Annotated in this window: 23 protein-coding genes and 1 pseudogene; 13 read left to right on the forward strand and 11 right to left on the reverse strand. The window is 67.8% G+C overall.

What is annotated here, in order from left to right; genetic code table 11:
* Positions 1 to 78: 78 nt before the first annotated feature.
* On the reverse strand, positions 79 to 2319 hold the full coding sequence (locus tag ASF72_RS03350; protein WP_056596608.1) for a S9 family peptidase: 2241 nt from the start codon (positions 2317 to 2319) through the stop codon (positions 79 to 81).
* Positions 2320 to 2549: 230 nt separating this feature from the next.
* On the opposite strand from ASF72_RS03350, the gene ASF72_RS20250 reads away from it, so the two are divergent.
* Positions 2550 to 2741, forward strand: coding sequence for a hypothetical protein (locus ASF72_RS20250; protein WP_157370881.1), 192 nt, complete (start codon positions 2550 to 2552; stop codon positions 2739 to 2741).
* Positions 2742 to 2763: 22 nt separating this feature from the next.
* On the opposite strand, the gene ASF72_RS03355 is transcribed toward ASF72_RS20250, so the two are convergent.
* The 4 genes from ASF72_RS03355 to ASF72_RS03370 all read right to left on the reverse strand — a co-directional run bounded on the left by ASF72_RS03355 (position 2764) and on the right by ASF72_RS03370 (position 6397).
* Positions 2764 to 3666, reverse strand: coding sequence for an NAD(P)H-hydrate dehydratase (locus ASF72_RS03355; RefSeq protein ID WP_200933614.1), 903 nt, complete (start codon positions 3664 to 3666; stop codon positions 2764 to 2766).
* Complete coding sequence (locus ASF72_RS03360) at positions 3650 to 4429, reverse strand: histidine phosphatase family protein (RefSeq protein WP_056596611.1); 780 nt, start codon at positions 4427 to 4429, stop codon at positions 3650 to 3652. Before ASF72_RS03360 ends, ASF72_RS03355 begins: the two co-directional genes overlap by 17 nt.
* A 100-nt stretch (positions 4430 to 4529) precedes the next feature.
* Positions 4530 to 5600: an LCP family protein gene (locus ASF72_RS03365; RefSeq protein WP_082483992.1), complete on the reverse strand. Its 1071-nt coding sequence runs from the start codon at positions 5598 to 5600 to the stop codon at positions 4530 to 4532.
* A 182-nt stretch (positions 5601 to 5782) separates the two neighbouring features.
* Complete coding sequence (locus tag ASF72_RS03370; RefSeq protein WP_056596614.1) at positions 5783 to 6397, reverse strand: arsenate reductase/protein-tyrosine-phosphatase family protein; 615 nt, start codon at positions 6395 to 6397, stop codon at positions 5783 to 5785.
* Positions 6398 to 6611: 214 nt separating this feature from the next.
* Here ASF72_RS03370 and ASF72_RS03375 point away from each other — a divergent pair, with 214 nt between their 5' ends.
* On the forward strand, positions 6612 to 7244 hold the full coding sequence (locus ASF72_RS03375) for a PAS and ANTAR domain-containing protein (protein ID WP_056597415.1): 633 nt from the start codon (positions 6612 to 6614) through the stop codon (positions 7242 to 7244).
* Positions 7245 to 7356: 112 nt separating this feature from the next.
* Complete coding sequence (locus ASF72_RS03380; protein ID WP_056596617.1) at positions 7357 to 8193, forward strand: alpha/beta fold hydrolase; 837 nt, start codon at positions 7357 to 7359, stop codon at positions 8191 to 8193.
* Positions 8194 to 8265: 72 nt separating this feature from the next.
* On the opposite strand, the gene ASF72_RS03385 is transcribed toward ASF72_RS03380, so the two are convergent.
* The 3 genes from ASF72_RS03385 to ASF72_RS03395 form a co-directional block, all read right to left on the reverse strand.
* Positions 8266 to 8901 carry a hypothetical protein gene (locus ASF72_RS03385; protein ID WP_056596620.1) on the reverse strand — a complete coding sequence of 212 codons (636 nt, stop codon included), beginning with the start codon at positions 8899 to 8901 and terminating at the stop codon, positions 8266 to 8268.
* Positions 8902 to 8975: 74 nt separating this feature from the next.
* Entirely contained in the window at positions 8976 to 9662 is a 687-nt protein-coding gene (locus tag ASF72_RS03390) for a class F sortase (protein ID WP_056596623.1), read from the reverse strand.
* A 10-nt stretch (positions 9663 to 9672) separates the two neighbouring features.
* Positions 9673 to 10443, reverse strand: a complete 771-nt coding sequence (locus tag ASF72_RS03395) for a CHRD domain-containing protein (protein WP_056596625.1) — start codon at positions 10441 to 10443, stop codon at positions 9673 to 9675.
* Between the two features lie 244 nt (positions 10444 to 10687).
* Here ASF72_RS03395 and nhaA point away from each other — a divergent pair, with 244 nt between their 5' ends.
* Positions 10688 to 12013: a Na+/H+ antiporter NhaA gene (gene nhaA / locus ASF72_RS03400; RefSeq protein WP_056596628.1), complete on the forward strand. Its 1326-nt coding sequence runs from the start codon at positions 10688 to 10690 to the stop codon at positions 12011 to 12013.
* 19 nt (positions 12014 to 12032) lie between these two features.
* Here nhaA and ASF72_RS03405 read toward each other — a convergent pair whose 3' ends face one another.
* A complete protein-coding gene (locus tag ASF72_RS03405; RefSeq protein ID WP_056596631.1) occupies positions 12033 to 12257 on the reverse strand; it encodes a hypothetical protein in 225 nt (74 codons plus the stop codon).
* A gap of 273 nt (positions 12258 to 12530) precedes the next feature.
* On the opposite strand from ASF72_RS03405, the gene ASF72_RS03410 reads away from it, so the two are divergent.
* Positions 12531 to 13664 (forward strand): carboxylate-amine ligase, encoded by a 1134-nt coding sequence (locus tag ASF72_RS03410; protein WP_056596634.1) that lies wholly within the window; start codon positions 12531 to 12533, stop codon positions 13662 to 13664.
* A gap of 82 nt (positions 13665 to 13746) precedes the next feature.
* Here the strand turns inward: ASF72_RS03410 and ASF72_RS03415 are convergent, their stop codons facing one another.
* Together ASF72_RS03415 and ASF72_RS03420 are read right to left on the reverse strand one after the other, a co-directional pair.
* Entirely contained in the window at positions 13747 to 14703 is a 957-nt protein-coding gene (locus tag ASF72_RS03415; protein ID WP_056596637.1) for a hypothetical protein, read from the reverse strand.
* A 175-nt stretch (positions 14704 to 14878) separates the two neighbouring features.
* On the reverse strand, positions 14879 to 17104 hold the full coding sequence (locus ASF72_RS03420; RefSeq protein WP_056596640.1) for a catalase: 2226 nt from the start codon (positions 17102 to 17104) through the stop codon (positions 14879 to 14881).
* A 309-nt stretch (positions 17105 to 17413) separates the two neighbouring features.
* Between ASF72_RS03420 and ASF72_RS03425 the strand changes: the two genes are divergently transcribed.
* The 8 genes and pseudogenes from ASF72_RS03425 to ASF72_RS20895 form a co-directional block, all read left to right on the forward strand.
* Positions 17414 to 17896 (forward strand): pyridoxamine 5'-phosphate oxidase family protein, encoded by a 483-nt coding sequence (locus tag ASF72_RS03425; protein ID WP_056596644.1) that lies wholly within the window; start codon positions 17414 to 17416, stop codon positions 17894 to 17896.
* A 163-nt stretch (positions 17897 to 18059) separates the two neighbouring features.
* Positions 18060 to 19079 carry a 1,2-phenylacetyl-CoA epoxidase subunit PaaA gene (paaA, locus tag ASF72_RS03430; protein ID WP_056596647.1) on the forward strand — a complete coding sequence of 340 codons (1020 nt, stop codon included), beginning with the start codon at positions 18060 to 18062 and terminating at the stop codon, positions 19077 to 19079.
* Entirely contained in the window at positions 19076 to 19480 is a 405-nt protein-coding gene (paaB, locus tag ASF72_RS03435) for a 1,2-phenylacetyl-CoA epoxidase subunit PaaB (protein ID WP_056596652.1), read from the forward strand. The genes paaA and paaB overlap by 4 nt, the downstream gene beginning before the upstream one ends.
* On the forward strand, positions 19477 to 20406 hold the full coding sequence (paaC, locus tag ASF72_RS03440; RefSeq protein ID WP_056596655.1) for a 1,2-phenylacetyl-CoA epoxidase subunit PaaC: 930 nt from the start codon (positions 19477 to 19479) through the stop codon (positions 20404 to 20406). Before paaB ends, paaC begins: the two co-directional genes overlap by 4 nt.
* A gap of 11 nt (positions 20407 to 20417) precedes the next feature.
* On the forward strand, positions 20418 to 20918 hold the full coding sequence (gene paaD, locus ASF72_RS03445) for a 1,2-phenylacetyl-CoA epoxidase subunit PaaD (RefSeq protein WP_056597417.1): 501 nt from the start codon (positions 20418 to 20420) through the stop codon (positions 20916 to 20918).
* A 12-nt stretch (positions 20919 to 20930) separates the two neighbouring features.
* Positions 20931 to 22151, forward strand: a complete 1221-nt coding sequence (gene paaE / locus ASF72_RS03450) for a 1,2-phenylacetyl-CoA epoxidase subunit PaaE (protein WP_056596658.1) — start codon at positions 20931 to 20933, stop codon at positions 22149 to 22151.
* A gap of 30 nt (positions 22152 to 22181) precedes the next feature.
* Positions 22182 to 22991, forward strand: a complete 810-nt coding sequence (locus tag ASF72_RS03455; RefSeq protein ID WP_056596660.1) for an enoyl-CoA hydratase/isomerase family protein — start codon at positions 22182 to 22184, stop codon at positions 22989 to 22991.
* A gap of 9 nt (positions 22992 to 23000) precedes the next feature.
* Positions 23001 to 23123: pseudogene (locus tag ASF72_RS20895) on the forward strand (UTP--glucose-1-phosphate uridylyltransferase); the annotation flags it as partial.

Raw genomic sequence — 23123 nt, forward strand, 5'->3', positions numbered from 1 at the left:
GCATGCCAGAGCGCGCGGTACCTGGATTTCCGGCCCGGACTACCCGGTTCCGCGCCTGCTGCGCGGAACCGGCCAGGGCTATTTCAGTCCGGCCCCCGGCAGCAGTTCCTTGGCGCCCACGGAGTCCGCGATGAAGGCGTAATCCCAGGCCCGCTCGCGCCACTGGACGTACCGGCCGGACGCGCCGCCGTGGCCGCCGTCCATTTCGATCTTCATCACCACCGGTTCGGATCCGGTGGTGTGGTTCCGCAGTTCCTGCACCCATTTGGCCGGCTCCACGTACAGGACCCGGGTGTCGTTGAAGGAGGTCACAGCAGCGATCCGCGGGTACGCCACATCACGCACGTTCTCGTATGGGGTGTAGGACTTCATGTACGCGTACACCTCGGGGTCGGTGATGGGATTGCCCCATTCCTCCCACTCCAGCGCGGACAGCGGCAGCTCCGGATCCAGGATGGTGGTCAGCGCGTCCACAAACGGCACCTGGGCCACCACTGCGGCGTACTTCTCCGGCGCCATGTTGGCGATGGCACCCATCAGCAGGCCGCCTGCAGAGCCGCCCAGGGCAACAATCCGGGCCGGGTCCACCCAGCCGGAGCCAGCCAGCCAGTCCGTGGCGTCAACAAAGTCAGTGAAGGTGTTCTTTTTGGTGAGCTTCTTGCCGTCCTCGTACCAGTGCCGGCCCAGCTCGCCGCCGCCGCGGATGTGCGCGATCACAAACACCACGCCGCGGTCCAGCAGGGAGAGCCGGGCAATCCCGAAACCGGGATCCATGCTCATCTCATAGGAGCCGTACCCGTAAACCAGGCCGGCCGCCGTCGAGTCCCGCGGAACGGCCCTGTGCCGCAGGACCGACAGCGGGATCCTGGTGCCGTCAGCGGCGTCAGCCCATTCCCGGGTTGCCACGTAGTCGCTGCCGTCGTAGCCGCCCAGCACGGGGCTTTCCTTGCGGAGCAGCAGCTCGCCGGCTGGCAGCTCAGGGGTGGGCAGCACAAAGTCGTAGACACGCGACGGCGTGAAGTAGGACGTGTAGCCCAGCCGGATCACGGGCGCCGCGTAGTCCGCGCCGCCCACGCCCGCAGTGTAGAGCTCCTCATCAAAGGCCGGCTCCACGGGTGCCTGCTGGGCCGGCGTGCCCAGCCCGGCCAGCCCCAGCACCTGGACGCGCTCGATGGTGTCCTTCCGGATGGACACCACCAGGTGCGTGGCGGTGAGGCCCGCGCCGTTGACGCGGACGTGCTCGGACGGTTCGATGACGGTCTGCCAGGTCTGCTCCGCCAGCGGCTTGGCGAGCTCGGCCGGGTCCATGATGGAGACCATCGAGTTGATGGCACCCCGGTTGTGGGTCAGGAGGATTTGCTCGGACTTTTCGCCGTCCGGTCCTTCAAGCAGAAACGGCTCCGCTTCGTAGAGCACCCGCTCATCACGTGAAATGACGGTATGCAGCTGCTGGTCCGGATCATCGAAACGCAGCAGCCGGGTCTCGCTGTATTCCGAGCAGCCGATGCCCAGGACCAGGAAACGCCGGTCGGAGGAGAGCTCAAAGCCCAGCCACATGGCGGCGTCGTCCTCCTGGTAGACCACGGTGTCCTGCTCCACCGGGGTGCCCAGGACGTGCACGCGCACCTGGTACGGGCGCCACGAGTCATCCACCACGGTGTAGAAAATGCGGGTGCCGTCCGGGGAGAAGGAGACCCCGTAAAACACATTCTCGATGACGTCCGGAAGCGGTTCACCGGTGCGCAGGTCCTTGATGCGGAGAGTGAAGCGTTCGTCGCCGGAGTTGTCCACGGCGTAGGCGTAGAGGTTGCCGTCCACCGTCACCGCGGAGCCGCCCACGGAGAAGAAAGGCTGGCCTTCGGCTTCCACGTTGCCATCCAGGAGGACTTCCTCGCCGGGAATGTCCGTCCCTGCCGCCACGGCGGGCGGGGTCCAGTCAGCCACCTTGTCCGCAGAGTCCGTGGCCTTGACGCGGCACTGGATGCCGTATTCCTTGCCCTCCACGGAGCGGCTGAAATACCACCAGCCGTCCTTGCGGTGCGGGACGGAGAGGTCGGTTTCCTGGGTGCGGCCCTTGATCTCCTGGAAGATCGCCTCGCGCAGCGGTTCCTGGTCCGCAGTGACGGCTTCCTGGTAGGCGTTCTCAGCCTCCAGGTGGGCCACCACCTCCGCGGATTCCTTGTCCCGGAGCCACTCGTAGTTGTCCACAAACGTGTCCCCATGATGGGTCCGCTCCGATGGGACCTTCCTGGCCACCGGCGGTGAAGCCTTGACGGGTGCAGGGGTGCTGGCGGAATCCTGGAGCGGCGTGGAGGTCATGGCTTCAATATATCCACCGGCCCCGACAAACCGGGGCCCGTTCGCTACCGGGTGATCCCAGCCCGCCCCACCCCCGGCCCCCACCCCCGTTGCCCTATCACTTATGGCTCCCATTCCGCCTGTTTGACGACCATAGGTGATAGGGCAACGGGGGATGGAAGGGGTGCCGGGGCCGGGCGTATCCTGTTCGAGCCAAGGCATATCCGCCCCAGCGTGAGAAGGGAAGCTCCATGACCATCCCGCCCGTGCACGAACCCGAGCCGTTTCCGCCCGAGCCAGGGCCCACCACACCGGACCCGACGCAGCCCGGCTACCCCGGGCCGCCGTCGCCCGATCCCTTCCACGCCCCGGACCCGCCGGGACCCCTGCCGGTGCCCGACCCCGGCCCGGCACCCTTGCGTCCGGACCCCACCCGGAGCTGACACGCCCGGAGCCGGGCGCCTGTCAGGTGTTGAGTTCCAGCATCAGGGCGGGTAACTCGCCCGCCAGCTCGCCCGCCAGGAATCCCAGCGGGCCCAGCCTGCTGGCCAGGCGGTCTGCGGCGGCCGCATGCAAATGTGTCCCCCAGCAGGCCGCCTGGGCGCCGGTGGTGCCGCGGGCGCGCAGGCCCGCGATCGCGCCCGCCAGCACGTCTCCGCTGCCGGAGGTGCCCAGGCCCCCGTACCCTGTGGTGATCTCCCAGAGCCCGCCGTCACTGGCGGCAACCACCCCCTGGCAGCTCACCACGGCGCCGAACCTCCGGGCAATCTCCGCGACATCAGCCGGCAGGTCAGCAACGTCCCGGCCCAACAGGATCGCCGCTTCCGTCGGGTTGGGAGTGAGGATCAGCCGCCCGCGCCACTGATCCGGTGCCTTCTCCAGCCGTGGCAAAGTGCCCAGGGCAAAAGCATCCAGCACGACGGCGGGACCCCCCTCGGCGGGATCCCCACCAGCGGATTCCTCCCGGGCCAGCACCGCCCGCAGGAGCTCCCCGGCCAGATCCAGATCGTCCAGGCCCGGACCGATCAGCACTGCATCGGCCTGGTCCAGGTCCTCGCCGAGGAGTTCCACGCCGTCCGCCGTGACCGACCCGCCGGCTGACTCCGGAAGGGGCACCGTCCCGCATTCGGGCAGGGCCACCCCCACCTGGACGGCCGCGGAGGCAGCCACTGCCAACGTCAGCTTTCCCGCTCCCGACCGGAGCGCAGCCCTGCCGGCCAGCAGCGCGGCGCCCGGTGTTGCACGTGCCCCGCCGATCACCAGCACCGACCCCCGCGAGTACTTGTCCGATCCCGGCGCGGGCAGCGGCCAGTCCCGCAGCAAGGAGGGGGTCACCGGCGTGGGCCCGGAATCAGCGGGGGCGGACACTGGCGTCTCCTGCGTGCTCGGTCACTGATACGCCCTGTTCGCTCAGGTGGCTTGCATCATTGAAGCTCTCCAGTGTCCACGGTCCATGTCCTTCCGGCCTGACAAACCGGGTGATGGACGCATTGAACACGGAGGTGCCGGCGGCAAGGTCCAGCAGTTCCTCCTCCGACATGCCCTCCAGGACATAGCGGCACAACAGGATGACGGCGTCGTGGCAGACCAGCACCACCCGGTGTCCGGTACCGGCCGTGTTCAGTTCGGCCAGGACGGAGCGCAGCCGCAGGGCCACATCCGCCCACGATTCCCCGCCAGGCGGCCGGTAGTAGAGCTTCCCCAGCCAGAGCCGCCGTTCGGCTTCCGCCGGGAAGCGTTGCTCCACCCCGTACCGGGTCAGCATGTCCAGGATGCCCAGTTCCCGGTCCCGGAGCCGTTCATCGGTCCGCAGTTGCAGCGGCCACCCGGCTTCTTCCACGGCGATCCGGGCGGTTTGCCGGGCCCGGGCATACGGCGAGGACACCACCAGGTCCGGCACCCGGTCAGACGGAAAGCTGGCCAGCGCGCGGCCCAACGCCGCCGCCTGGTCCCGGCCGGTGCCGGAGAGGCTGACGTCCGCGTCGCGGGCGGGCACGTCGATGACCTCCACCGCCGCCTGGTCCGCCGCGCTCGCGGCGACGTTGCCTTCGCTCTCGCCGTGCCGGATCAGCAGCAGTTCCACGGCCCCGGCCTGCCGGACCTCCGCGGTCAGCCCGTCGTCGTTGTTCATGAAGGTTCACCCCGTTCAAACAGCCCATGCAGGATGCAGGGACACTATTGTGGCCGTACCCATCAGGCCGGACATCAAACGGGGGCTCCCGGGGGGAGCCTTACGGCGCCGTGAGTTCCGCGATCCGGCCGTCCCGCAGCGCAGCACCCACGGCCGCGACCCCGCCGTAATCGGGAAACAGCACCGACTGTCCCGCCACGAATCCGTCTCCGGCGGTGGGGAGGGTTATGGTCCCGATCGCATTGACGTCCAGGTTCCGCAGGCTGTAGGCCAGAACGGCCACCTGCAATGGGTCGAAGCCCTTATCCACGGTCAGGCAGCAGCCTGCAAACTCCACCAGGGACCTGACCGCCGTGACATCGTTCAGCGCTCCGCCGGCAGTGAGGCGGGCCAGGATGGCGCGGACCAGGACCTGCTGGTTGCGGACCCGCTGGAAGTCGCCGTCCACAAAGGCGTAGCGTTCGCGGGCAAACTCCAGGGCGGCCTGCCCGTCCAGGTGGTTGATCCCGGGAGTGAAGACGTGCCCGGTGTCGTGCGTGGACTGGAACGGCAGCGCCACGGGCACATCGATGCCGCCCAGCCCATCCGTCAGGCCACGGAATCCGTGGAAGTCCAGCATTACGGTGTGCGCGATCGAGATGCCCAGCAGCGACTCCACGGTCCGTGCCGTCAGGTCGATCCCGCCCACCTCCAGGGCGGCGTTGATCTTGGCCCCGCCGTAGTCAGGGATCTCCACCCAGAGGTCCCGGTTGATGGACACGAGGGACAGGGACCTCCGGTCGGCAGGGATGTGGGCCACCATGATGGTGTCCGCCCGGTGGTCGATGGACTCGCCGGTCGCCGCCGTGAACGCGGCCGCCTCCCGAGCGCTGGCGCGGCTGTCACTGCCGATCACCAAAACGTTCATGGCAGCGGCCGCCAGGTCCGGGATGGGCTCCGGCGCGGGCGGCGGCAGGGGCACGGCGGGGGAGGGGCCGACGTCGGCCGTTGCCGTGGGCGATTCGCTGACGGGCAGCGGCAGGTCCTGGGCCGTGACGGGCGGGGTATCCGCGCCGGTCCGGGTGAGGTTGATGGCCGCGACGACGGCCACAACGGCCAGGGCGACCGCCAGGAGGGCCGCTATCCACCGCCGCCGGTGCAGGGCCAGGGCCAGGCCGCCGGCTGAGCTCATGTCGTCCCCCACTTCGCTGTGCAGTAGTGGGATCAGTGTCCGCCCGGCACGGCCCTTTTGGCTATGGAGTTGGCCAAACTGTCACCTCCGGAACCGGGAAGCAGCCCGCCAACCCCGTTGCGCTATCACCTATGGTCCTTAAACCGGGGTTTTAGCGACCCGGAGTGATAGGGCAAGTGGTCCTAGGCGGGGGCGTTCAGCCGGGCGTGCCGCAGGATGGAAATGATGGCCGGCGCCAGCTCGTCCTCCATCTGGTGGTACACCTCGGGGGCCCGGCGGTAGGGGTCGATGATGTCGTTTTCCGCACTGTCTCCGGGCAGCGACAGGTGCCGTACCCCGGCCGCGCGCGCTGGCAGGGACCGCCACAGGGCTGCGTTGCCGTCGGCAGCGGGTGCGGGGCCCGCCACCTTCGCCGCTGCCCGCTCGTCCAGCACGTTGAGCATGCGGGCGAACTCGCGGATGGTGAAGGTCCGTTTGAGCATCGAGGCGTCCAGCTGCAGGACCTCGCCGCGGTGCCCGGAGGTCATGGTGAGCACCAGGTCCACTCCGCGCAGGATCCCGGGGGTCAGTTGGCGGGCGGTGAAACCCTCCGGTTCGCCGCCGTACGTCCGCACCATGTCCGCCGACAACGGCTGCATCGGATCGCCCACCATGGCCCGGGTTCCGGCGCTGGTCACTTCGAAGCCGCCCGGCACCACCTGGTTCAGCCCGGTCTGCAGCAGCCGTTCGGCCACCGGCGACCGGCAGATGTTGCCGGTGCAGACGGTCAGGATTCGTACGGGGTCGGACGTGTCCAAGGAAATTTCTCGCTCCAGCCGGTGGGGTCTTTGTTTTTCAACTTAACACGCGGGGGCCCGGCGCCGGCCCACCCGGGCGGGTGCCGCCGTCGTGCCCTCCAGAACCAAGGGCCCCCGAAGCTACCCACGGGGGAGCAGGAGGACCATAATGAAGGTAACGCGATCGGACTCAGTCCCGCTTGCCGGGCTGAAGCCGACCCAGGAGGCGGCCCGGATGAAACAGGTAAGTCCTTATACGTATTCAAGTGCGCTGGGTGACACCGAATGTGTCGCCGGTAGCTTCCGGGTGGAATTGCCCGGTTGGACGTTCACTTGGTCTGACGGCATGTACCAGCTGCACGGCTACCAGCGCGGTGAGGTGGTGCCCAGCGTCGCGCTGCTGTTCGCCCACAAACATCCTGATGACCGCGCCAAGTGCCGGGACATCGTGACGCAGGTGGCGCAGGACGGCGGATACTTTTGTATGTACCACCGGATCATTGACGCGCGCGGCCGGATCCGGCGGGTGCTGACATCAGGTGACGGCATCCTGGACGCGTCCGGGACCGTGGTGGCGCTGGAGGGCATCATGGTGGACCTGACCACCACCCTGCAGCGGGAAACGGAGCAGAGCTCCAGGGACGCGGTGGCCGGGGCGCTGTCCACCCGCAGCGTGGTGGACCAGGCCTGCGGGATCCTGATGGGCCAGCTGAAGATCTCCGCCGAGAGCGCCTTCAAAGTCCTGGCCCGCAACAGCAGCCACCGGAACATCAAGCTGGTGGTGGTGGCCACCGAGCTGGTGCAGCTGGCCGGCTCCCCGCAGGCCCACGACTACCTCGATGCTGCGGTCAGGGCGCTGGCCTCTTAGCCGCGCCGGCACAGCATGGAAAACCCCCACCCATCCAAAAGTCAGCAGGCTTACGAATAAGGGGCATCCGGGTCACCTCCTGGCCTGGAGCATCCCTACCGAGAGGTAAGCCATGACCGAAGTTACTGCGCATCACGGACTTTTCAAGGACACCAACCTGCACGTTGACGACACCGGCGGCTCCGGCCGTCCGGTGGTCCTGATCCACGGGTGGCCGCTGTCAGGCGAAGCCTTCAAGGACCAGGTACCTGCCCTCCAGGCGGCCGGCTACCGCGTGGTCACTTACGACCGGCGCGGTTTCGGCAGGAGTGACAAGCCCATGACCGGGTACACCTACGACACCCTCGCGGAGGACCTGCACGCGGTGGTGGAACAGCTGGACCTGCAGGATGCCACCCTGGTGGGCTTCTCCATGGGCGGCGGCGAAGTGGCCCGCTACTTCAGCAAATACGGTGCGGACCGGGTCCGCAGCGCAGTCTTCGCCTCGGCCGTGCCGCCGTACCTGATGCACGGCGAGGACAACCCCGACGGGCCGCTCACCAAGGAGCAGGCTGAGGGAATGACGGCGGACCTGACCAAGGACCAGGATGCCTTCTATGACGGATTCACCAAGGACTTCTTTTCCGTCGATGGCGTCCTCAAGGTCACCGAGGAGCAGCGCCAGGAAGCCTTGGCGCTCTGCCGGCAGGCGGATAAAAAGGCCGCGCTCGCCTGCATGGCGGCTTTCGCCGGCACCGACTTCCGGGAGGACCTGCCCAAGGTGGGCGTGCCCGTCCTCGTCCTGCACGGCGACGGCGACGCCACCGTGCCGCTGGAGGGCTCCGGTGCCCGCACCCATGCAGCACTTTCCAACAGCGAACTGCACGTGATCAAGGATGCCCCGCACGGCTGCAACGTCAGCCACGCTGACGAGTGGAATGCCGCCGTCGTGAACTTCCTGGCGAAGTAGCACCAGCAACCACAGCAAAAAAATTGTCCCGCTGTCCGGATGGACGGCGGGACAACTTTTGTGCCTGAGGCGTCAGGAGTGGTGCTCCACCCAGCAGGCCAGGATGGTGGTGGACAGCTGGTAGGCCAGTCCGTTGCGGGTGATGGCGTCCGGCCCCAGGGTGGCCGGCAGGTCCGATGCGTCCACCTGGAGCACAAAGTTGTCCTTCTGGAACACGGCGGACCCGTCTGCCGTTTCGTACGCCGGGAAGCCCAGGTTGGCCAGCCCGGTGATGGGTTTGGCGTCCTTGGCCAGGGCCTGCATGGCGTCGAAGTACTTCAGGGCCGTGGTCTGGTCCGCTGCTTCCTTCACCGAGATTTCCAGGGCGCCTTCGTCCAGGTGGTAGATGCAGGTGAAGGTACTGTCCGCCCAGCTGTTGATGGTGTGCGGGTCGGTCTCCAGCTTGAGGATGGTGGTGAGCCGCTCCATCGGCTGGTCACCGCACACCATCTTGGCGGCCTCGCTGGGTCCGTCGGCAGGCCGGGGCGAGGACGTTCCGCCGCCGTGGTGCCCGCCGGCGTGGCTTCCGGAGGGGGAGGCGTCTGCGGAGGAAGCAGCGTCCGACGACGGCCCGGTCACCTGCCCCGGGGCGCCCGCCGCAGCAGCGCAGCCGGAGAGCAGCAGGGACGACAGTGCCAGGGACGCCAGCAGGGGAGCGTGCTTCTTCATGACTCTTCCGTCCTGGCCGCCTGCCCTGGGGGCGTGCGGCCGGTTGTCAGGCTGGGAAGTCCAGCCCGGGTGGATCACTTGAGTTTCGCGTAGACCACGTAGTTGTCGTCGAAGAGGCCGGTGGCCGGATCATAGCCGTCGCAGGTGATGAGCCGGAGCTCGGGCCCGGCGGTGTTGCCGTAGACCTCGAAGGTGGGGAAGTTGTCCTTGCCGTAGACGGCGCCGCGGTCCATCACAAAAGTGGCGGTGCTGCCGTCGGCCCGGACCGCGTTGATCTCGGTGCCCGGGGTGAGCTGGCGGAGGTCCGCGAAGACGCCCTTGTTACCGCCGAGGGCGTTCACGTGGCCCAGCATGATGGCTGGTCCGCGCTCGCCGGGCGACGGCGATCCGTTGTACCAGCCGGCGGGGGCACCGTTGCCGGTGTCCTGGGGTACCTCCAGCGAGCCGTTTTCCCGCAGGCCCAGGCTCAGCAGGTCCGTGCGCAGGCTGATGGACGGGATCTCAAGCCGTACCGGTTCGGACCTGGCCAGGGCCGGAAGTTCAGGGGCTGCCGTTGTGGCCGGAACGGCCGGGGCTGCTGGAGCCGGTGCTGTGGGCACCGCGGCCGAGGGACTGGCCGAAGCAGTCGCGGACGGTGCGGTGGAGGCGGTGGGTGCGGGGCCGGCGTCGGACGCTCCGGCAGCGCAGCCGGCGGTCAGGAGCAGAAGCCCGGCCGCCGCCAGGGCCCGAAGGCCCCCGCGGCGACCGGATTTCGGATGCATCACAGTGTGATTACGCGGCTGCGTTGGCGGTGCGGCGGCGGACCATGTAGGTGCCGCCGGCTGCGGCCATCAGGACCAGCCCGCCGCCCAGGGCCAGGGCGCCGGCGTTGGTGCCGCCGGTTTCCTGGGCCACGCCGGTGTCAACGCCACCGGACGGCATTGCCATGCCGGCCTTCAGCGTTCCACACAGTGCGGGGGAAGTGGCGGCCAGCGGCAGGGTGGGGACCAGGTCCGACTTGGCGGCCTGGCCGGCAGCGCTCAGGGTGGCGGGATCGAGGCCGTGGACCACCACAACGGCGGTGCCGGCTTCCAGGGCAGCCTTGGTGTCCGGGCTCAGCTCAAACGTCCGGTCAACGGTGTAGCTGGCGCCCTGGCCTGCGAGCTTCAGGTCCAGCCCTGCGGCCGGGCTGGTGTCGCCGCTGGTGGAGAGCGTGGTGACGATGCCGCCGTAGCTCGGTGCGCCTTCGGTGGTGGAGATGACGCCGTCGCCATCAGCGTCAGCGCCCGGTGCCGGGCAGACGCCCTGCGCGCCGCCGTGGATGTGCTGGACGTGCGGGTACGGCGCATCCATGAACGTGGGGGCGAGGCCGGAAACCTTCAGCACAGCGTGGGCCTGGTTGCCCGTGACATCAACCGTGATGGTGCCGGAGGCGGAGCTGCCGTTGATCTGGCCCAGCGTGGACTGGTAGGACTGGTCGGATGCCATGGCGGGGGAGCCGGACAGTGCCAGCGCGCCGAGGGCGAGGGTGGGAACAGCGAGGAAGCGCAGAGTCTTGTTCATCGGAAAGCATTCTCCTCATACAAGTGACGTTGTCGTCCCAGTTGAGGGACATCTGTACTTCGGTGCCGTGGACGGGTTGGATGGGAAAAATTGTGAGCAACCTTACTTTTTTCTGGGAACTTGCCCGTTGCCGCGGTTTTCTGCCAGTTTTCCCGCGCCCGACGGCGGCCCGTAAGATGGAGCGAAGGTGCGCCGGGAAGTCTGGTCGGCATAGTTTTGTCGACCCTCCGCGAAGGACCAGCTCATGAATCAAACACCCCAGTCCCGTGTCTTCTCCCGGGGCAGCTACTCCGAAGCCCTCCGGATCGGTGCGATCCTCCGCAAGGAAACCGTGGGCGGCGCCCTGTTGGTGGCCGCAGCGGTGATTGCCCTCATCTGGGCCAACTCCCCGGCGTCGGACTCCTACTTTGCGCTCCGGGACCTGAAGTTCGGCTATGAACCGTGGCATTTGGAACTGAGCCTCGGCGCGTGGGCCGCTGACGGGCTGCTGGCCATCTTCTTTTTCCTGGTGGGCCTGGAACTCAAGCGCGAGTTTGTGGCCGGGGACCTGCGGGAGATCAAAAAGTCGATCGTTCCGGTAGCTGCAGCGGCCGGCGGCGTGGTGGTTCCGGCCCTGATTTACGCTGCGATCAACCTGACAAGCCCCGAGACCCTCCGCGGCTGGGCCATCCCCACCGCCACGGATATTGCCTTCGCTGTTGCCGTGCTGGCCATCATCGGCTCCCACCTGCCCAGCGCGCTGCGCATCTTCCTGCTCACCCTGGCCGTGGTGGATGACCTCATCGCCATCAGCATCATCGCGTTCTTCTACTCCACCGACATCCAGGTCACTCCGCTGCTCCTGGCCCTCATCCCGCTGGGCCTGTACGCATTCCTGGCCCAGAAGTACCGGCATTTCTTCGGCCGCAAGGCCGCCGCGGCGTGGCTGATCCTGCTGCCGCTGGGCATCGTGACGTGGGCGCTGGTCCACGCGTCCGGCATCCATGCCACCGTGGCCGGGGTGCTGCTGGGCTTCGCCGTTCCGGTCATCCGCTCGCAGGCCGGCGGCGGCCCCGGCGCAGGTCCCGGCCTGGCGGAAATCTTTGAACACCGTTTCCGGCCCATCTCGGCGGGCATTGCCGTTCCCGTGTTCGCGTTCTTCTCAGCGGGCGTGGCCGTGGGCGGCTGGTCCGGGTTTGTTTCCGCGCTGAGCGATCCGGTGGCGCTCGGCATCATCGTGGCCCTGGTGCTGGGAAAGCCCATCGGCATCCTGGGCACCACCTGGGTCCTGACCAAAGCCACCAGGGCCCGGCTGGACGACTCGCTGAAATGGATCGACATCTTCGGGGTGGCGCTGCTGGCGGGCATCGGCTTTACGGTGTCGCTGCTGGTGGCGGAGCTGAGCTTCGGGCTGGGCAGCCCGCACGACGACCACGCCAAGGTGGGCATCCTGGCCGCCTCACTGATTGCGGCGGTCCTGGCCACGCTGGTGCTGACCTCCCGGAACCGGTATTACTGGCAGGCCGAGGAGCTGGAGAAAGTGGACGCTGACCAGGACGGCATCCCGGACGTGTACCAGGGCCGGCCGTAACGCCCTGCTTTTGGGCGAGTCAGGCAGGTGCCAGCGGTTGGGCGGCTGCGCCAACGTGCCGGATCTCCAGGGCCTCGGGATCCAGGAGCTTGCGCGCGCCCGTCCGTTCGTCCAGGATCCAGAACAGTTCAAGGGCAGGGACGACGCCGGTCACCCGGCCTGAGTGGAACAGTTTCCCCCGGTGCCACGCCTCGATGTGATCCCCGACGCCGAGCTGGCTGGTGTCCAGTGCCTGTGCTTCCATGCTGTGCCTCCTGCTGTTGGATCCCGGTAAGGCCCAGCCTGCCGCAGCGACGTTGCCGGTGTGTTTCGGCCGGGTGATTTTCGTGTGTCAGCAGTGACAGGTGTGACCCGTCGCCCTCCCGCCCCTCCCCGTTGCCCTATCACTTATGGCTCCCATTCCCCGGGTTTGGGGACCATAGGTGATAGCGCAACGGGGGGTTTAGGCGGCCGTCCCCGCAGCTTTGACTTGCTCCGCCGATGAATACTGCGGGGCAATTGCGGGTAGTGGGAAGGTATGAGGAACGCCGGAAGCAGCGGAGACGGTCCCCGGACGTTCGGCGTCGAGGAGGAATTACTGCTGGTCGATCCCGGGAGCGGCGAGGCACGGCCCCTCTCCGGCGAACTGCTGGATCGGTACCGGGTGGCTGCCGTGGGAAATAACGACGACGGCGGCCCGGTCCTGACGGCCGAGTTCCAGCAGGAGATGATCGAGGTGGTCACGCCTCCGCATGCGGGCATGGCAGCACTCGAGGCGGACATCCGGGCTGGCCGGGCATTGGCGGACGGGGCCGCGCAGTCCGTGGGTGCCAGGGCCGCCGCCCTGGCCATCTCCCCGCTGCCCTGCGATCCGCACCCCATCAGGCTCCGGCGTTATGCGGCCCTGGCTGACGAGTATGGCCTGACCGCAAGGGAGCAGCTGACCTGCGGCTGCCACATCCACGTTTCCGTGGCGTCGGCCGCCGAAGCCGTGGGAGTCCTGGACCGGATCCGCTGCTGGCTGCCCGTACTCGTGGCACTCAGCGCCAACTCGCCTTTCTGGCACGGTGAGGACTCCAGCTACGCCAGCTACCGGTCGCAGGTGATGAGCCGGTGGCCCACCGGCGGACCCCTCGAAATCCTGGGTGCACCAGAGGCATATCACCAATTGGTCCACGACATGGTGAGCACCGGCGTGGCCATGGACGAAGGCATGATCTATTTTGATGCCCGCATGTCCCGGCACTATCCCACCGTGGAGATCCGGGTAGCGGATGTGTGCTTACTGCCCGAAAACACCGTGCTGCTGGCAGGCATCGCCCGGGCCCTGGTGGATACCGCCGCCCGGGAATGGCGGCAGGACACCCCGCCGATGGCTGTGCCGGCTGCGCTGGTCCGGTTGGCCAACTGGAAGGCCGGCCGGTGGGGACTGCGTGGCGAACTCCTGGATCCCGAGACGTTCCATCCTGCCCCGGCGCTCGCCGTCGTCAATTCCCTGCTGAACCATGTCCGCGGCGCGTTGGCGGACAACGGCGACCTGCGCCGGGTGGAGCAGCTGACCGACGCCTTGCTGGCGGACGGCACGGGGGCGATCCGGCAGCTGGAGGTGTATCACCGGACCGGCGACCTGCGTGCGGTGGTGGCGGACGCGGTGGAGTGCACCGCGCCTTGAGGTTTTCGACGCGCACATTCCCCAGCGACCCGCATAAAACGGGTGCGCCCGGGAATATGCGCGTCGTGGACGGAATTGCGCGTCATGAACCGGCGGAACGCGTCCGACGGCGGGGCGCCCCTGCCACGGCCAGCTTCCGTTCCAGCGCGCCAGGTCGCCTTAACTCCGCCCAGTCCCAGCGGACCACGTCGAACCCCAGCGCCCGGATCCGGTTTTCCCTGTTCTTCTCCGCCACAACCACCTGGGACACAGTTTTCCCTCGCAGGTACTCCTGCTTGACGTACTTCGTCTCGCCATCGAATTCACCCACAACCCGGGACCACTTCCAGCAGAAGTCCACGTAACCCACCAGGCCACCGGCGTCCGAGAACCGTTGCTGGAGGATCGGCGCCTCAAACCCGGCCAGATGGATCACTGCCCGGCTCAGCGACTCGCCGACGGATTCCGACAATGGATCCGCAAATCCGAGCACAGCCCGGATGCGCCGCGATGCTGCAGCCGAGTAGGTTGCGCCAACAGCGTCTTCCAGCTCTGCCTTGGTCAGGGCGGGCAGCGAATGGGCCGGGTCCGGGCGCAGAACGTGATCCATTGCGGGCACAGCCTCGGCGAACGGGAGGAAGGCCGCCAGGTCCAGCACCGTGCGGAGGCGGCTGGTCACCAGGAGGCCCTCCCGCTGGACCACCTGAAGCCCCGCGCCGCCAGCGAAGTGGCGCTGGACCCCGCAACGTGAGCGGCCGCCGTCGTTCTTCAAGGTGAGCGCCGCCACCGGGTGCGAGTACCCAACGAAAGGAATTCCCCAAACACTGGCCGCCGAGCGCCGGGCGAACACCGTTGGCTTCTGGAACGTCTCCGCGGCGGCCTGGACCGTGAGCCGGTACTGCTCCCACGGGGCAAGCGTCCGCCAACGCGGTCCCTCGGTGTAGACGCCATGCCGGAGCCGGACCAGCGCCCCGGCCTTCACCCGTTTGGCGAGTTCGTTGGGGGTCAGGTCGTGGGACAGGCGGTCACGGCTGAGCAGAAGCGGCGGAAGATCAGGCACGGACCGACCATGCCGGAAGGCCGGGACGCTCCGATAGGGCCGGCAGCGGCTATGTGGAGAACGGGCGCCGACACGCAGCTTCATTCCCGACACGCAGATTCCCTGTCGCACCCGGTATTTGGGGCGTGGCAGGGAATATGCGCGTCGAGGTCCAGAAGGGCCAGCGGGGGAGTGACTACTTGCCGGCCGCCCCCGTGGCCGGGAAGCGGTCCCAGGCCCGGTGGGCGGCCAGCAGGTCAAGGACAGCGGGGATGACAGCATCCGGGCCCTCACCCACAGTGATCCCGGGCCCGTCCGCACTCACGCCGGCAGCAGCCAGCGCCTCAGTTCCGGAGCCCCACGCCGCGATCGCCTTGGCATGGCGGAAGGCTTCTGAGAGCAGCAGGGCCACCCGGGGATCGACGGCGCCGGCCGGCTCGCCGGCTTTGGCGTCGCGTCCCTGGGTCGCATCGGTGGCGGGTTTCCCGGCACCTGCCACGATGACGGCGTCGAACTCCGTGGACCGGGCCGTCAGGTACGTCCGCTGCACCGGGACGCCGGCGCCGTCGTCGCCCGCCAGAACACCGCCCGTCGGCGCGATGACGAGCGGGACGATCCCTTCGGCGTTCAACGCCTCACGGGCGGCTGAAACCTGCGCGACGTCGCTGGCGGCGTCGGCGAGGATCCCCACCACCCTGCCGGTCACCGGCCAGGAGCCGCCAACCTGTGACACGGCTGGGCTCGGCTCCGCATCGGCAACCTGGACGGTGGCTCCCGGAGCGGGCATTCCCAGCCCGGCGGCCACGGCGGCGCAGAGGCCGGCGTCGATGTTGGCCAGGGCCATAAGCTGCCGCTCGCGGATGTTCGCTTCGTAGCATTTGCCGAGCTCAAAGGTGTACGCCTGGATGACGTGGTCCTGCTCCACTGGGGTGAGGCTGCGGAAGAACAACCGGGCCTGGCTGAAATGGTCGTCGAAGGACGCGGGATTGCGCCGTTCCTTGATGCCCGCCGCAATTTCCTCGGGGACATCGACGAACGCCCCCACGTCCTGGCCCGCCAGGAACGGGCAGCCGCCGTCCAGGGAGTTCGGGTGGTACGGGGCTGTTCCGCCGTGGACCGCTGTCTGGTGCATCCCGTCGCGGAGCATGTCGTTGACCGGGGCGTGCGGCCGGTTGATCGGGAGCTGGGCGAAGTTGGGCCCGCCCAGCCGGGAGATCTGGGTGTCAAGGTAGGAGAACAGGCGGACCTGAAGCAGCGGATCGTTGGTCACGTCGATGCCCGGGACCAGGTGTCCCGGATGGAAGGCCACCTGCTCGGTTTCGGCAAAGTAGTTTGTGGGGTTGGCGTTGAGCGTCATGAGCCCGATGGGCTGGACGGGCGCGAGCTCCTCCGGCACGAACTTGGTGGGGTCAAGCAGGTCGATCCCTTCGAACATCTGGTCCTCGGTGTCCGGGAATGTTTGGATCCCGAGCTCCCATTCCGGGTAGGCGCCCGCTTCGATGGCGTCGGCGAGGTCACGGCGGTGGAAGTCCGGGTCCATGCCGTTGATGATCTGGGCTTCCTCCCACACCAGCGAGTGGACGCCCTGCTTGGGCTTCCAGTGAAACTTCACCAGGGTGGTCTTGCCTGCCGCGTCGACCAGCCGGAACGTGTGGACGCCGAAACCTTCCATGGTCCGGTAGGAGCGGGGCAGTCCCCGGTCCGACATGTTCCACATGGTGTGGGCCTGCGCCTCGGTGTGCAGGGAGACGAAGTCCCAGAATGTGTCGTGGGCGCTTTGGGCCTGGGGGATTTCCCGGTCGGGGTGCGGCTTGCCGGCGTGGATGATGTCCGGGAACTTGATGCCGTCCTGGATGAAGAACACCGGGATGTTGTTGCCCACCAGGTCGTAGGTGCCCTCGTCGGTGTAGAACTTCGTGGAGAACCCGCGGGTGTCCCGGACCGCGTCTGCGGAGCCCCTGGATCCCAGGACGGTGGAGAACCGAACGAACACGGGCGTCTCAACATCCGCTGCCAGGAACCCTGCCCTGGTGATCCTGGCGGCCGTCCCGTAGGAGCGGAAGATGCCGTGCGCGCCCGCGCCCCGGGCATGCACCACGCGTTCCGGGATGCGTTCGTGGTCGAAGTGCGTGATCTTCTCCCGCAGGTGGTGGTCCTGCAGCAGGATGGGGCCGCGCGGCCCGGCTTTGAGTGAATGGTCTGTGTCACCCAGGCGCAGCCCTTGGGCGGTGGTCAGGTACTGGCCGGACTGGGCGCGCGAGGTGGCCGGCGCCCCGGTGGGGCTTCCCGTGGGGGACACGGTCTCCGGCCCTTGCTGGTCAGGCTTGGGCGGCAACGGCTCGCGCGGAGCGGTGGGTTCTTCGACGGCGGGAGGCTCGGTGGACGGAGCGCCCGGAATGACGATGTTGTCTTCAACTGGCACGATATTGTCTCCTCGGAGTTGGCTGCCTTAGCCCGGACATCACCTAAAGCTAAGCTTGCTTAGTATCCTAGGGTGACTGGACCTGCCTGACAACGTCCGCGGTGTCCGGGGCCGCTGGCACTTTCGCTCGCGGGCCAGCGGACGACGGCGGCACCGGGGCAGGTGCCCGGGCCCGCCGCCCCGGACGGACGGAATATCCCCCTAAAGGATCAGCGCCGTGCGTCCTTCGAGTAGCTCCTGGTGGAATCGGCAATCGCACCCGGTTCGGCGCTCTGGTGCGGTTGACCGTGCGGGCGTAGGGTCTGCTTCATGACCAACCAGTCCAACGCACCCGGGACGACGGCGTCCGTGGAAAACCTTGACTCCCAGCAATGCTGGGAACTCCTGCGGCAGGTATCGGTTGGACGCCTGGCGGTGTGGGTCGATGACCACCCCGACATCTTTCCGCTCAACTACGCAGTGGACCATGGCAGCGTCGTCTTCCGGACCGGCGGGGGAACCAAACTGGGCGGCGCCCTGGGCGGGACGCCGGTTGCGCTGGAGGCCGACGGCGTCGACGCGGCTTCGGGGATGGCCTGGAGCGTGGTGGTTAAGGGCAAAGCCGCTGCCCTGACAGGAACCGAGGAGATCCTCGATTCGATGTCCCTTTTTCTTTTCCCCTGGCAGGGCGGCCAAAAGGACCATTTCGTCCGGATCACACCGGACGCCATCACCGGCAGGCGCTTTCGGGTCACGCCGCCGCTGACGTGGTGGACCCAGTTCAGCACTGCACCGCACACTTCCCCGGAGTAGTCGGGGCGCAAAGCGGGACAGCGTCATGACCCCAAACCTCGTCCGGCGCCATCCGGACTGATGCCCTGCGCGCTTGACGCCCCGCAGCCCCTCCGCATATCCTGAACGAACGGTCGGTAAATAAATCTGCGGCCGTCCAGAAGGACATTGCATAGGAGCAACCATGGCAGCGCAGAACCTGCAGTCAGTGCCCGCAGAGCCCCAGGCGGAAGCAGCCCAGGAACAGGCCCGGCAGCACCAGGCGGACGGCCAGGCCTACTTTGACCGCGTCATGGCGGAGGATTCCCGGATCGAGCCCCGGGACTGGATGCCCCCGGCGTACCGGAAGACGCTGCTGCGTCAGATCTCCCAGCATGCGCACTCGGAAATCATCGGTATGCAGCCCGAAGCCAACTGGATCTCCCGCGCCCCCAGCCTCAAGCGCAAGGCCATCCTCATGGCCAAGGTCCAGGACGAGGCCGGCCACGGGCTGTACCTCTACTCCGCAGCGGAGACGCTCGGCCAGTCGAGGGACCAGATGATGGCGGACCTGATTGCCGGCAAGGCCCGGTACTCCAGCATCTTCAACTACCCGGCCAGGACCTGGGCGGACATGGGCGCCATCGGCTGGCTGGTGGACGGTGCCGCCATCTGCAACCAGGTTCCGCTGTGCCGCGCCTCCTACGGACCGTACGGCCGGGCGATGGTCCGCGTCTGCAAGGAGGAGTCGTTCCACCAGCGCCAGGGCTTCGAGATCCTCCTGGAACTCGCCAACGGCACCCCGGAGCAGAAGCAGATGGCGCAGGACGCCGTGGACCGCTGGTACGCCCCGGCCCTGATGATGTTTGGCCCGCCGGACGACGATTCGCCCAACTCCAAGCAGTCCATGGCCTGGAACATCAAGCGCTTCAGCAATGACGAGCTCCGCAGCCGGTTTGTGGGAATGATGGTGGAGCAGGTCCGGGTCCTGGGCCTCACGCTCCCCGATGATCAGGTCCGCTTCAACGAGGACACCAAAAAGTGGGAGCACGGCCCCCTGGACTGGAACGAGTTCCAGGAGGTCCTGGCCGGCCGCGGTCCCTGCAACGCCCAGCGCCTGGAACGTCGCCGGGAAGCGCACGACGACGGCGCCTGGGTCCGCGAGGCAGCGGCCGCCTACGCAGCAAAACAGCAGGCCAAGGAGACAAAGGAATTCGCAGCATGACGCCACCACACGGAAACCCCGATGCCCCCGTCAGCGCCGCCAGGGAAGTAGCCGAAGAAGCCGCGAAGGTCCCGGCTGGAACCCCCAGCCCGGAAGCAGCAGCCAAGGAAGCGGGAGTCCGGAACGGCTGGGGCCTCTGGGAGGTCTTTGTCCGCTCCAGCCGCGGCCTGAGCCACGTCCACGCCGGCTCCCTGCACGCGCCGGACGCCGCCATGGCCCTCCGCAACGCCCGGGACCTGTACACGCGCCGCAACGAGGGCGTCTCCATCTGGGTGGTCCCCGCGGATGCCATCGCCGCCAGCGACCCGGACGCCAAGGGATCGTTCTTCGAGTCCCCGCAGGGCAAGGATTACCGGCATGCCACGTATTACACCAAGAGCGAAGGGGTGAAGCACCTGTGACCCGCACCGGAACCAACACGGCACAGGAAACCGGCCACGGCGACATCTCCACCGGGGTGGCCGGCAGTGGCGACAGCAACGCCAGCGCCACCCGCATCACCCCCGGCAACGCCCTCCGCCCCGAGGATATCGCCCTGGAGGTCCGCACCGGCCAGGTCAAGCCCACCGCAGACGTCGCCGAGTACGCGCTCCGGCTGGGCGACGACGCCTTGATCCTGTCCCAGCGCCTGGGTCACTGGATTTCACGGGCCCCGGAGCTGGAGGAGGATGTGGCCCTGGGCAACATCGCCCTGGACCAGCTGGGCCACGCCCGGTCCTTCCTCACCTACGCGGCCGGCGGGATGGACAACCCGGACGGCACGGCCAGGACCGAGGATGACCTGGCCTACTTCCGCCGCGAGCACCAGTTCCGCTCCGCGCAGCTGTTCGAACAGCCCAACGGCGACTTCGCCGTGACCATCGCCCGGCAGTTTATGGTCAGCTACTACCAGTTCGAGCTGTACCGCCGGCTCACCGAATCCAGCGACGCCACCCTGGCCGCCATCGCCGCCAAAGCCGTCAAGGAAGTGGATTACCACCGGGACCACAGCGCCCAGTGGATCCTGCGCCTGGCCGGCGGCACCGAGGAATCCCGCCGCCGGATGATCCACGGGCTGCGCCTGATGTGGCCCTACGTCAACGAACTGTTCCAGGACGATGACCTCACGGAGCGGCTGGCCCAAGCCGGTGCGGCAGTGCTGCCGTCCAGCCTGCGGGAGGACTTTGACCGGCTGGCCGGCGAGCTCCTGGCGGCGGCGGAACTCGAGGTGCCGGAGGTTCCGGCAGCACCCGGCGGCGGCCGCACCGGCAAGCACTCCGAACACCTGGGCTACCTCCTCGCGGAGATGCAGGTCCTGGCCCGGGAGCATCCCGGAGCTAAGTGGTGACCGCCGTGGCAATGGAACGTACGACGGCGGCCCAACAGGTTTGGGACATCGCCGCCACCGTGTGCGATCCGGAGATCCCCGTCCTCACCATCGCTGACCTGGGGATCCTCCGCGACGTGGAGGTGGCGGGGGAGCGCGTCACGGTCACCATCACGCCCACCTATTCGGGCTGCCCCGCCATGGACGCCATCCGTGACGACCTCCAGGCCGCCTACGCCAAAGAGGGATACGCGGACGTGCACGTGGACCTGGTGCTCGCCCCGGCCTGGACCACCGACTGGATGACGGACGCCGGAAAGCAGAAGCTGCAGGAGTACGGCATCGCACCGCCTATCGGGCTGGCGGGCGCGGCCCGGCACGCAGGCCCCATCCGGCTGCAAATGGCCGTGAAGTGCCCGCAGTGCGCCAGCCTGCACACCAAGGAACTCACCCGCTTCGGTTCCACGTCCTGCAAGGCGCTCTACGTCTGCCAGGACTGCAGCGAACCGTTCGACTACTTCAAAGTCCTGTAAAGGAAGCACCCCATGACTGTTGTCCGCCAGAGCGCCGCCGAAACGGCGGAGGCCACCGGCCGCCGTCGTCCGTCCTTCCATACCCTCACCGTGGCGGAGGTGCGCCGGCTGACTGAGGACGCCATCGAGGTCACCTTCGGGGTGCCCCAGGACCTGGCCGGGAAGTTCGACTACCTCCCGGGCCAGTACGTTGCCCTGCGCACCACGCTGCCGGATGCTGACGGCGAACTCCATGAGGTGCGGCGCAGCTACTCCATCTGCGCCGAGCCGCGGAGCTTCGCGGACGGGACCAGCGAGATCCGGGTGGCCGTGAAGCAGGACCTGGGCGGGCTGTTCTCCACCTGGGCCAACGCCGAGCTGAAGGCGGGGGACACCCTGGAGGTGATGAGCCCCATGGGCGCGTTTGTGTCCAAGCACGGCCGGGACGGCTCGGTGGAGCAGAACGTCATGAACTCCATGAACCACCCGGAGGACCTGGCAGGGGAGGCCGGCAGCTTCGTGGCCATCGCGGCGGGCTCCGGCATCACCCCGGTGATCGCCATCGCCCGGACGCTGCTGGCCAACCCGGACACCCGCTTCGACCTGATCTACGCCAACAAGGCGGCCATGGACGTGATGTTCCTGGAGGAACTCGCGGACTTGAAGGACAGGTACCCGCAGCGGCTGGCCATCCACCACGTGCTGTCCCGCGAGCAGCGGATCGCGCCGCTGCTGAGCGGCCGGATTGACGCGGAGAAGCTGCAGCAGCTCCTGGGCACCGCCATCCACGCGGACGATGTGGACGAATGGTTCCTGTGCGGGCCGTTCGAGCTGGTGCAGCTGTGCCGGGACACCCTGGCGGAGCGCGGCGTGAAGCCGGAGAACGTCCGGTTCGAGCTGTTCACCTCCGGCAAGCCGGACCGTCCGGAAGGCCAGGCCGGCCGTCCCGTGGTGGTGGACGAGTCCCAGGATACCTACAAGATCACGTTCAAGCTGGATGGCCTGCAGGGCGAGGTGGCCACGCCCACCCATGCCCGCGAGTCCATCCTGAATGCTGCCTTGCGGGTCCGCCCGGATGTGCCGTTCGCGTGCGCCGGGGGAGTGTGCGGGACCTGCCGCGCCAAGGTGGTCAGCGGCAGCGTGACCATGGACGAAAATTACGCGCTGGAGCAGGATGAGCTGGACAAGGGCTACGTGCTCACCTGCCAGTCGCACCCCACCAGCAAGGACGTCACGCTGGACTTTGACGTCTAAGCCCCTTCGCCGGAATCCAAGGAGCAACCCATGATTTCCCTTTCCATCAGCAACAACGTGGCCGAGGTGGTGCTGGACGCGCCGCACAAGCTGAACTCGCTGGATGAGCAGGCCCTGCAGGATTTAACACAGGCGTACGACGACGCCGCTGCCGCCGCCTCCCGCGGCAAGGTCCGGGCCCTGCTCCTTCGGGGAGAGGGCCGGGCCTTCTGCGCGGGCCGCGACATTTCCGGGGTCACGCCGGAGAATGACGACGCCGCCGCATACCTGGGCGGGCTGGTGGAGCCGCTGCTGCAGAAGATGGCAGCGTTCCCGGCGCCCACCTTTGCTGCCGCGCACGGTGCCTGCCTGGGGGTGGGGCTGGGCCTGCTGCTGGCCACGGACGTGGTGTACGTGGCGGAGAACGCCAAGTTCGGGTCGCCGTTCGCCAAGCTGGGGGCCACGCTGGATTCCGGCGGGCACTGGTACTTCACCGAGCGCCTGGGCATGCACCGCACGCTGGACTTGATTTACACAGCGGAACTGATCAGTGGCGCGGAGGCTGTGGCGCAGGGAATGTTCAGCCGGGCCATGCCGGCCGATGAACTTCTGGGGTCAACGCGGCAGATTGTGGCGCGTGTGGCGGCAGGTGCAACAGAGGCGTTCACGGCCAGCAAGGACCTGGTGGCACACATCCGGGACCAGCGCCTGGGCCTGTGGAAGGCCATGCAGGAGGAGAACGCGGAGCAGGCCCGCCTGTGCTCAACGGACGATTACGCCGAAGGGTTCCGGGCCTTCCAGGAAAAACGGGCACCGCAATTTACCGGCGGCAAATTGCCATCCGCCATGCTTGATTTGTAAGGTTCAGCTATGACTATGGGGAGAGCTATAACCAAAGCCGTCATTCCTGCTGCCGGATTGGGGACTCGCTTCCTGCCCGCCACCAAGGCAATGCCGAAGGAAATGCTGCCGGTTGTTGACCGGCCGGCCATC

Origin of the sequence: Arthrobacter sp. Leaf141, from assembly GCF_001424565.1 — a bacterium.
Taxonomy (GTDB): domain Bacteria; phylum Actinomycetota; class Actinomycetes; order Actinomycetales; family Micrococcaceae; genus Arthrobacter.

Excerpts from the sequence above, each read along its gene's own strand:
- nhaA (WP_056596628.1), top strand. The coding sequence starts at position 10,688 with ATGAATCAAACACCCCAGTCCCGTGTCTTCTCCCGGGGCAGCTACTCC.
- paaE (WP_056596658.1), top strand. The coding sequence starts at position 20,931 with ATGACTGTTGTCCGCCAGAGCGCCGCCGAAACGGCGGAGGCCACCGGC.
- ASF72_RS03380 (WP_056596617.1), top strand. The coding sequence starts at position 7,357 with ATGACCGAAGTTACTGCGCATCACGGACTTTTCAAGGACACCAACCTG.
- ASF72_RS03360 (WP_056596611.1), bottom strand. The coding sequence starts at position 4,429 with ATGAACAACGACGACGGGCTGACCGCGGAGGTCCGGCAGGCCGGGGCC.
- paaB (WP_056596652.1), top strand. The coding sequence starts at position 19,076 with ATGACGCCACCACACGGAAACCCCGATGCCCCCGTCAGCGCCGCCAGG.
- paaD (WP_056597417.1), top strand. The coding sequence starts at position 20,418 with ATGGAACGTACGACGGCGGCCCAACAGGTTTGGGACATCGCCGCCACC.
- ASF72_RS20250 (WP_157370881.1), top strand. The coding sequence starts at position 2,550 with ATGACCATCCCGCCCGTGCACGAACCCGAGCCGTTTCCGCCCGAGCCA.
- ASF72_RS03405 (WP_056596631.1), bottom strand. The coding sequence starts at position 12,257 with ATGGAAGCACAGGCACTGGACACCAGCCAGCTCGGCGTCGGGGATCAC.
- ASF72_RS03350 (WP_056596608.1), bottom strand. The coding sequence starts at position 2,319 with ATGACCTCCACGCCGCTCCAGGATTCCGCCAGCACCCCTGCACCCGTC.
- ASF72_RS03410 (WP_056596634.1), top strand. The coding sequence starts at position 12,531 with ATGAGGAACGCCGGAAGCAGCGGAGACGGTCCCCGGACGTTCGGCGTC.
- ASF72_RS03425 (WP_056596644.1), top strand. The coding sequence starts at position 17,414 with ATGACCAACCAGTCCAACGCACCCGGGACGACGGCGTCCGTGGAAAAC.
- ASF72_RS03455 (WP_056596660.1), top strand. The coding sequence starts at position 22,182 with ATGATTTCCCTTTCCATCAGCAACAACGTGGCCGAGGTGGTGCTGGAC.
- ASF72_RS03375 (WP_056597415.1), top strand. The coding sequence starts at position 6,612 with ATGAAACAGGTAAGTCCTTATACGTATTCAAGTGCGCTGGGTGACACC.
- ASF72_RS03390 (WP_056596623.1), bottom strand. The coding sequence starts at position 9,662 with ATGCATCCGAAATCCGGTCGCCGCGGGGGCCTTCGGGCCCTGGCGGCG.
- ASF72_RS03395 (WP_056596625.1), bottom strand. The coding sequence starts at position 10,443 with ATGAACAAGACTCTGCGCTTCCTCGCTGTTCCCACCCTCGCCCTCGGC.
- paaA (WP_056596647.1), top strand. The coding sequence starts at position 18,060 with ATGGCAGCGCAGAACCTGCAGTCAGTGCCCGCAGAGCCCCAGGCGGAA.
- ASF72_RS03365 (WP_082483992.1), bottom strand. The coding sequence starts at position 5,600 with ATGAGCTCAGCCGGCGGCCTGGCCCTGGCCCTGCACCGGCGGCGGTGG.
- ASF72_RS03385 (WP_056596620.1), bottom strand. The coding sequence starts at position 8,901 with ATGAAGAAGCACGCTCCCCTGCTGGCGTCCCTGGCACTGTCGTCCCTG.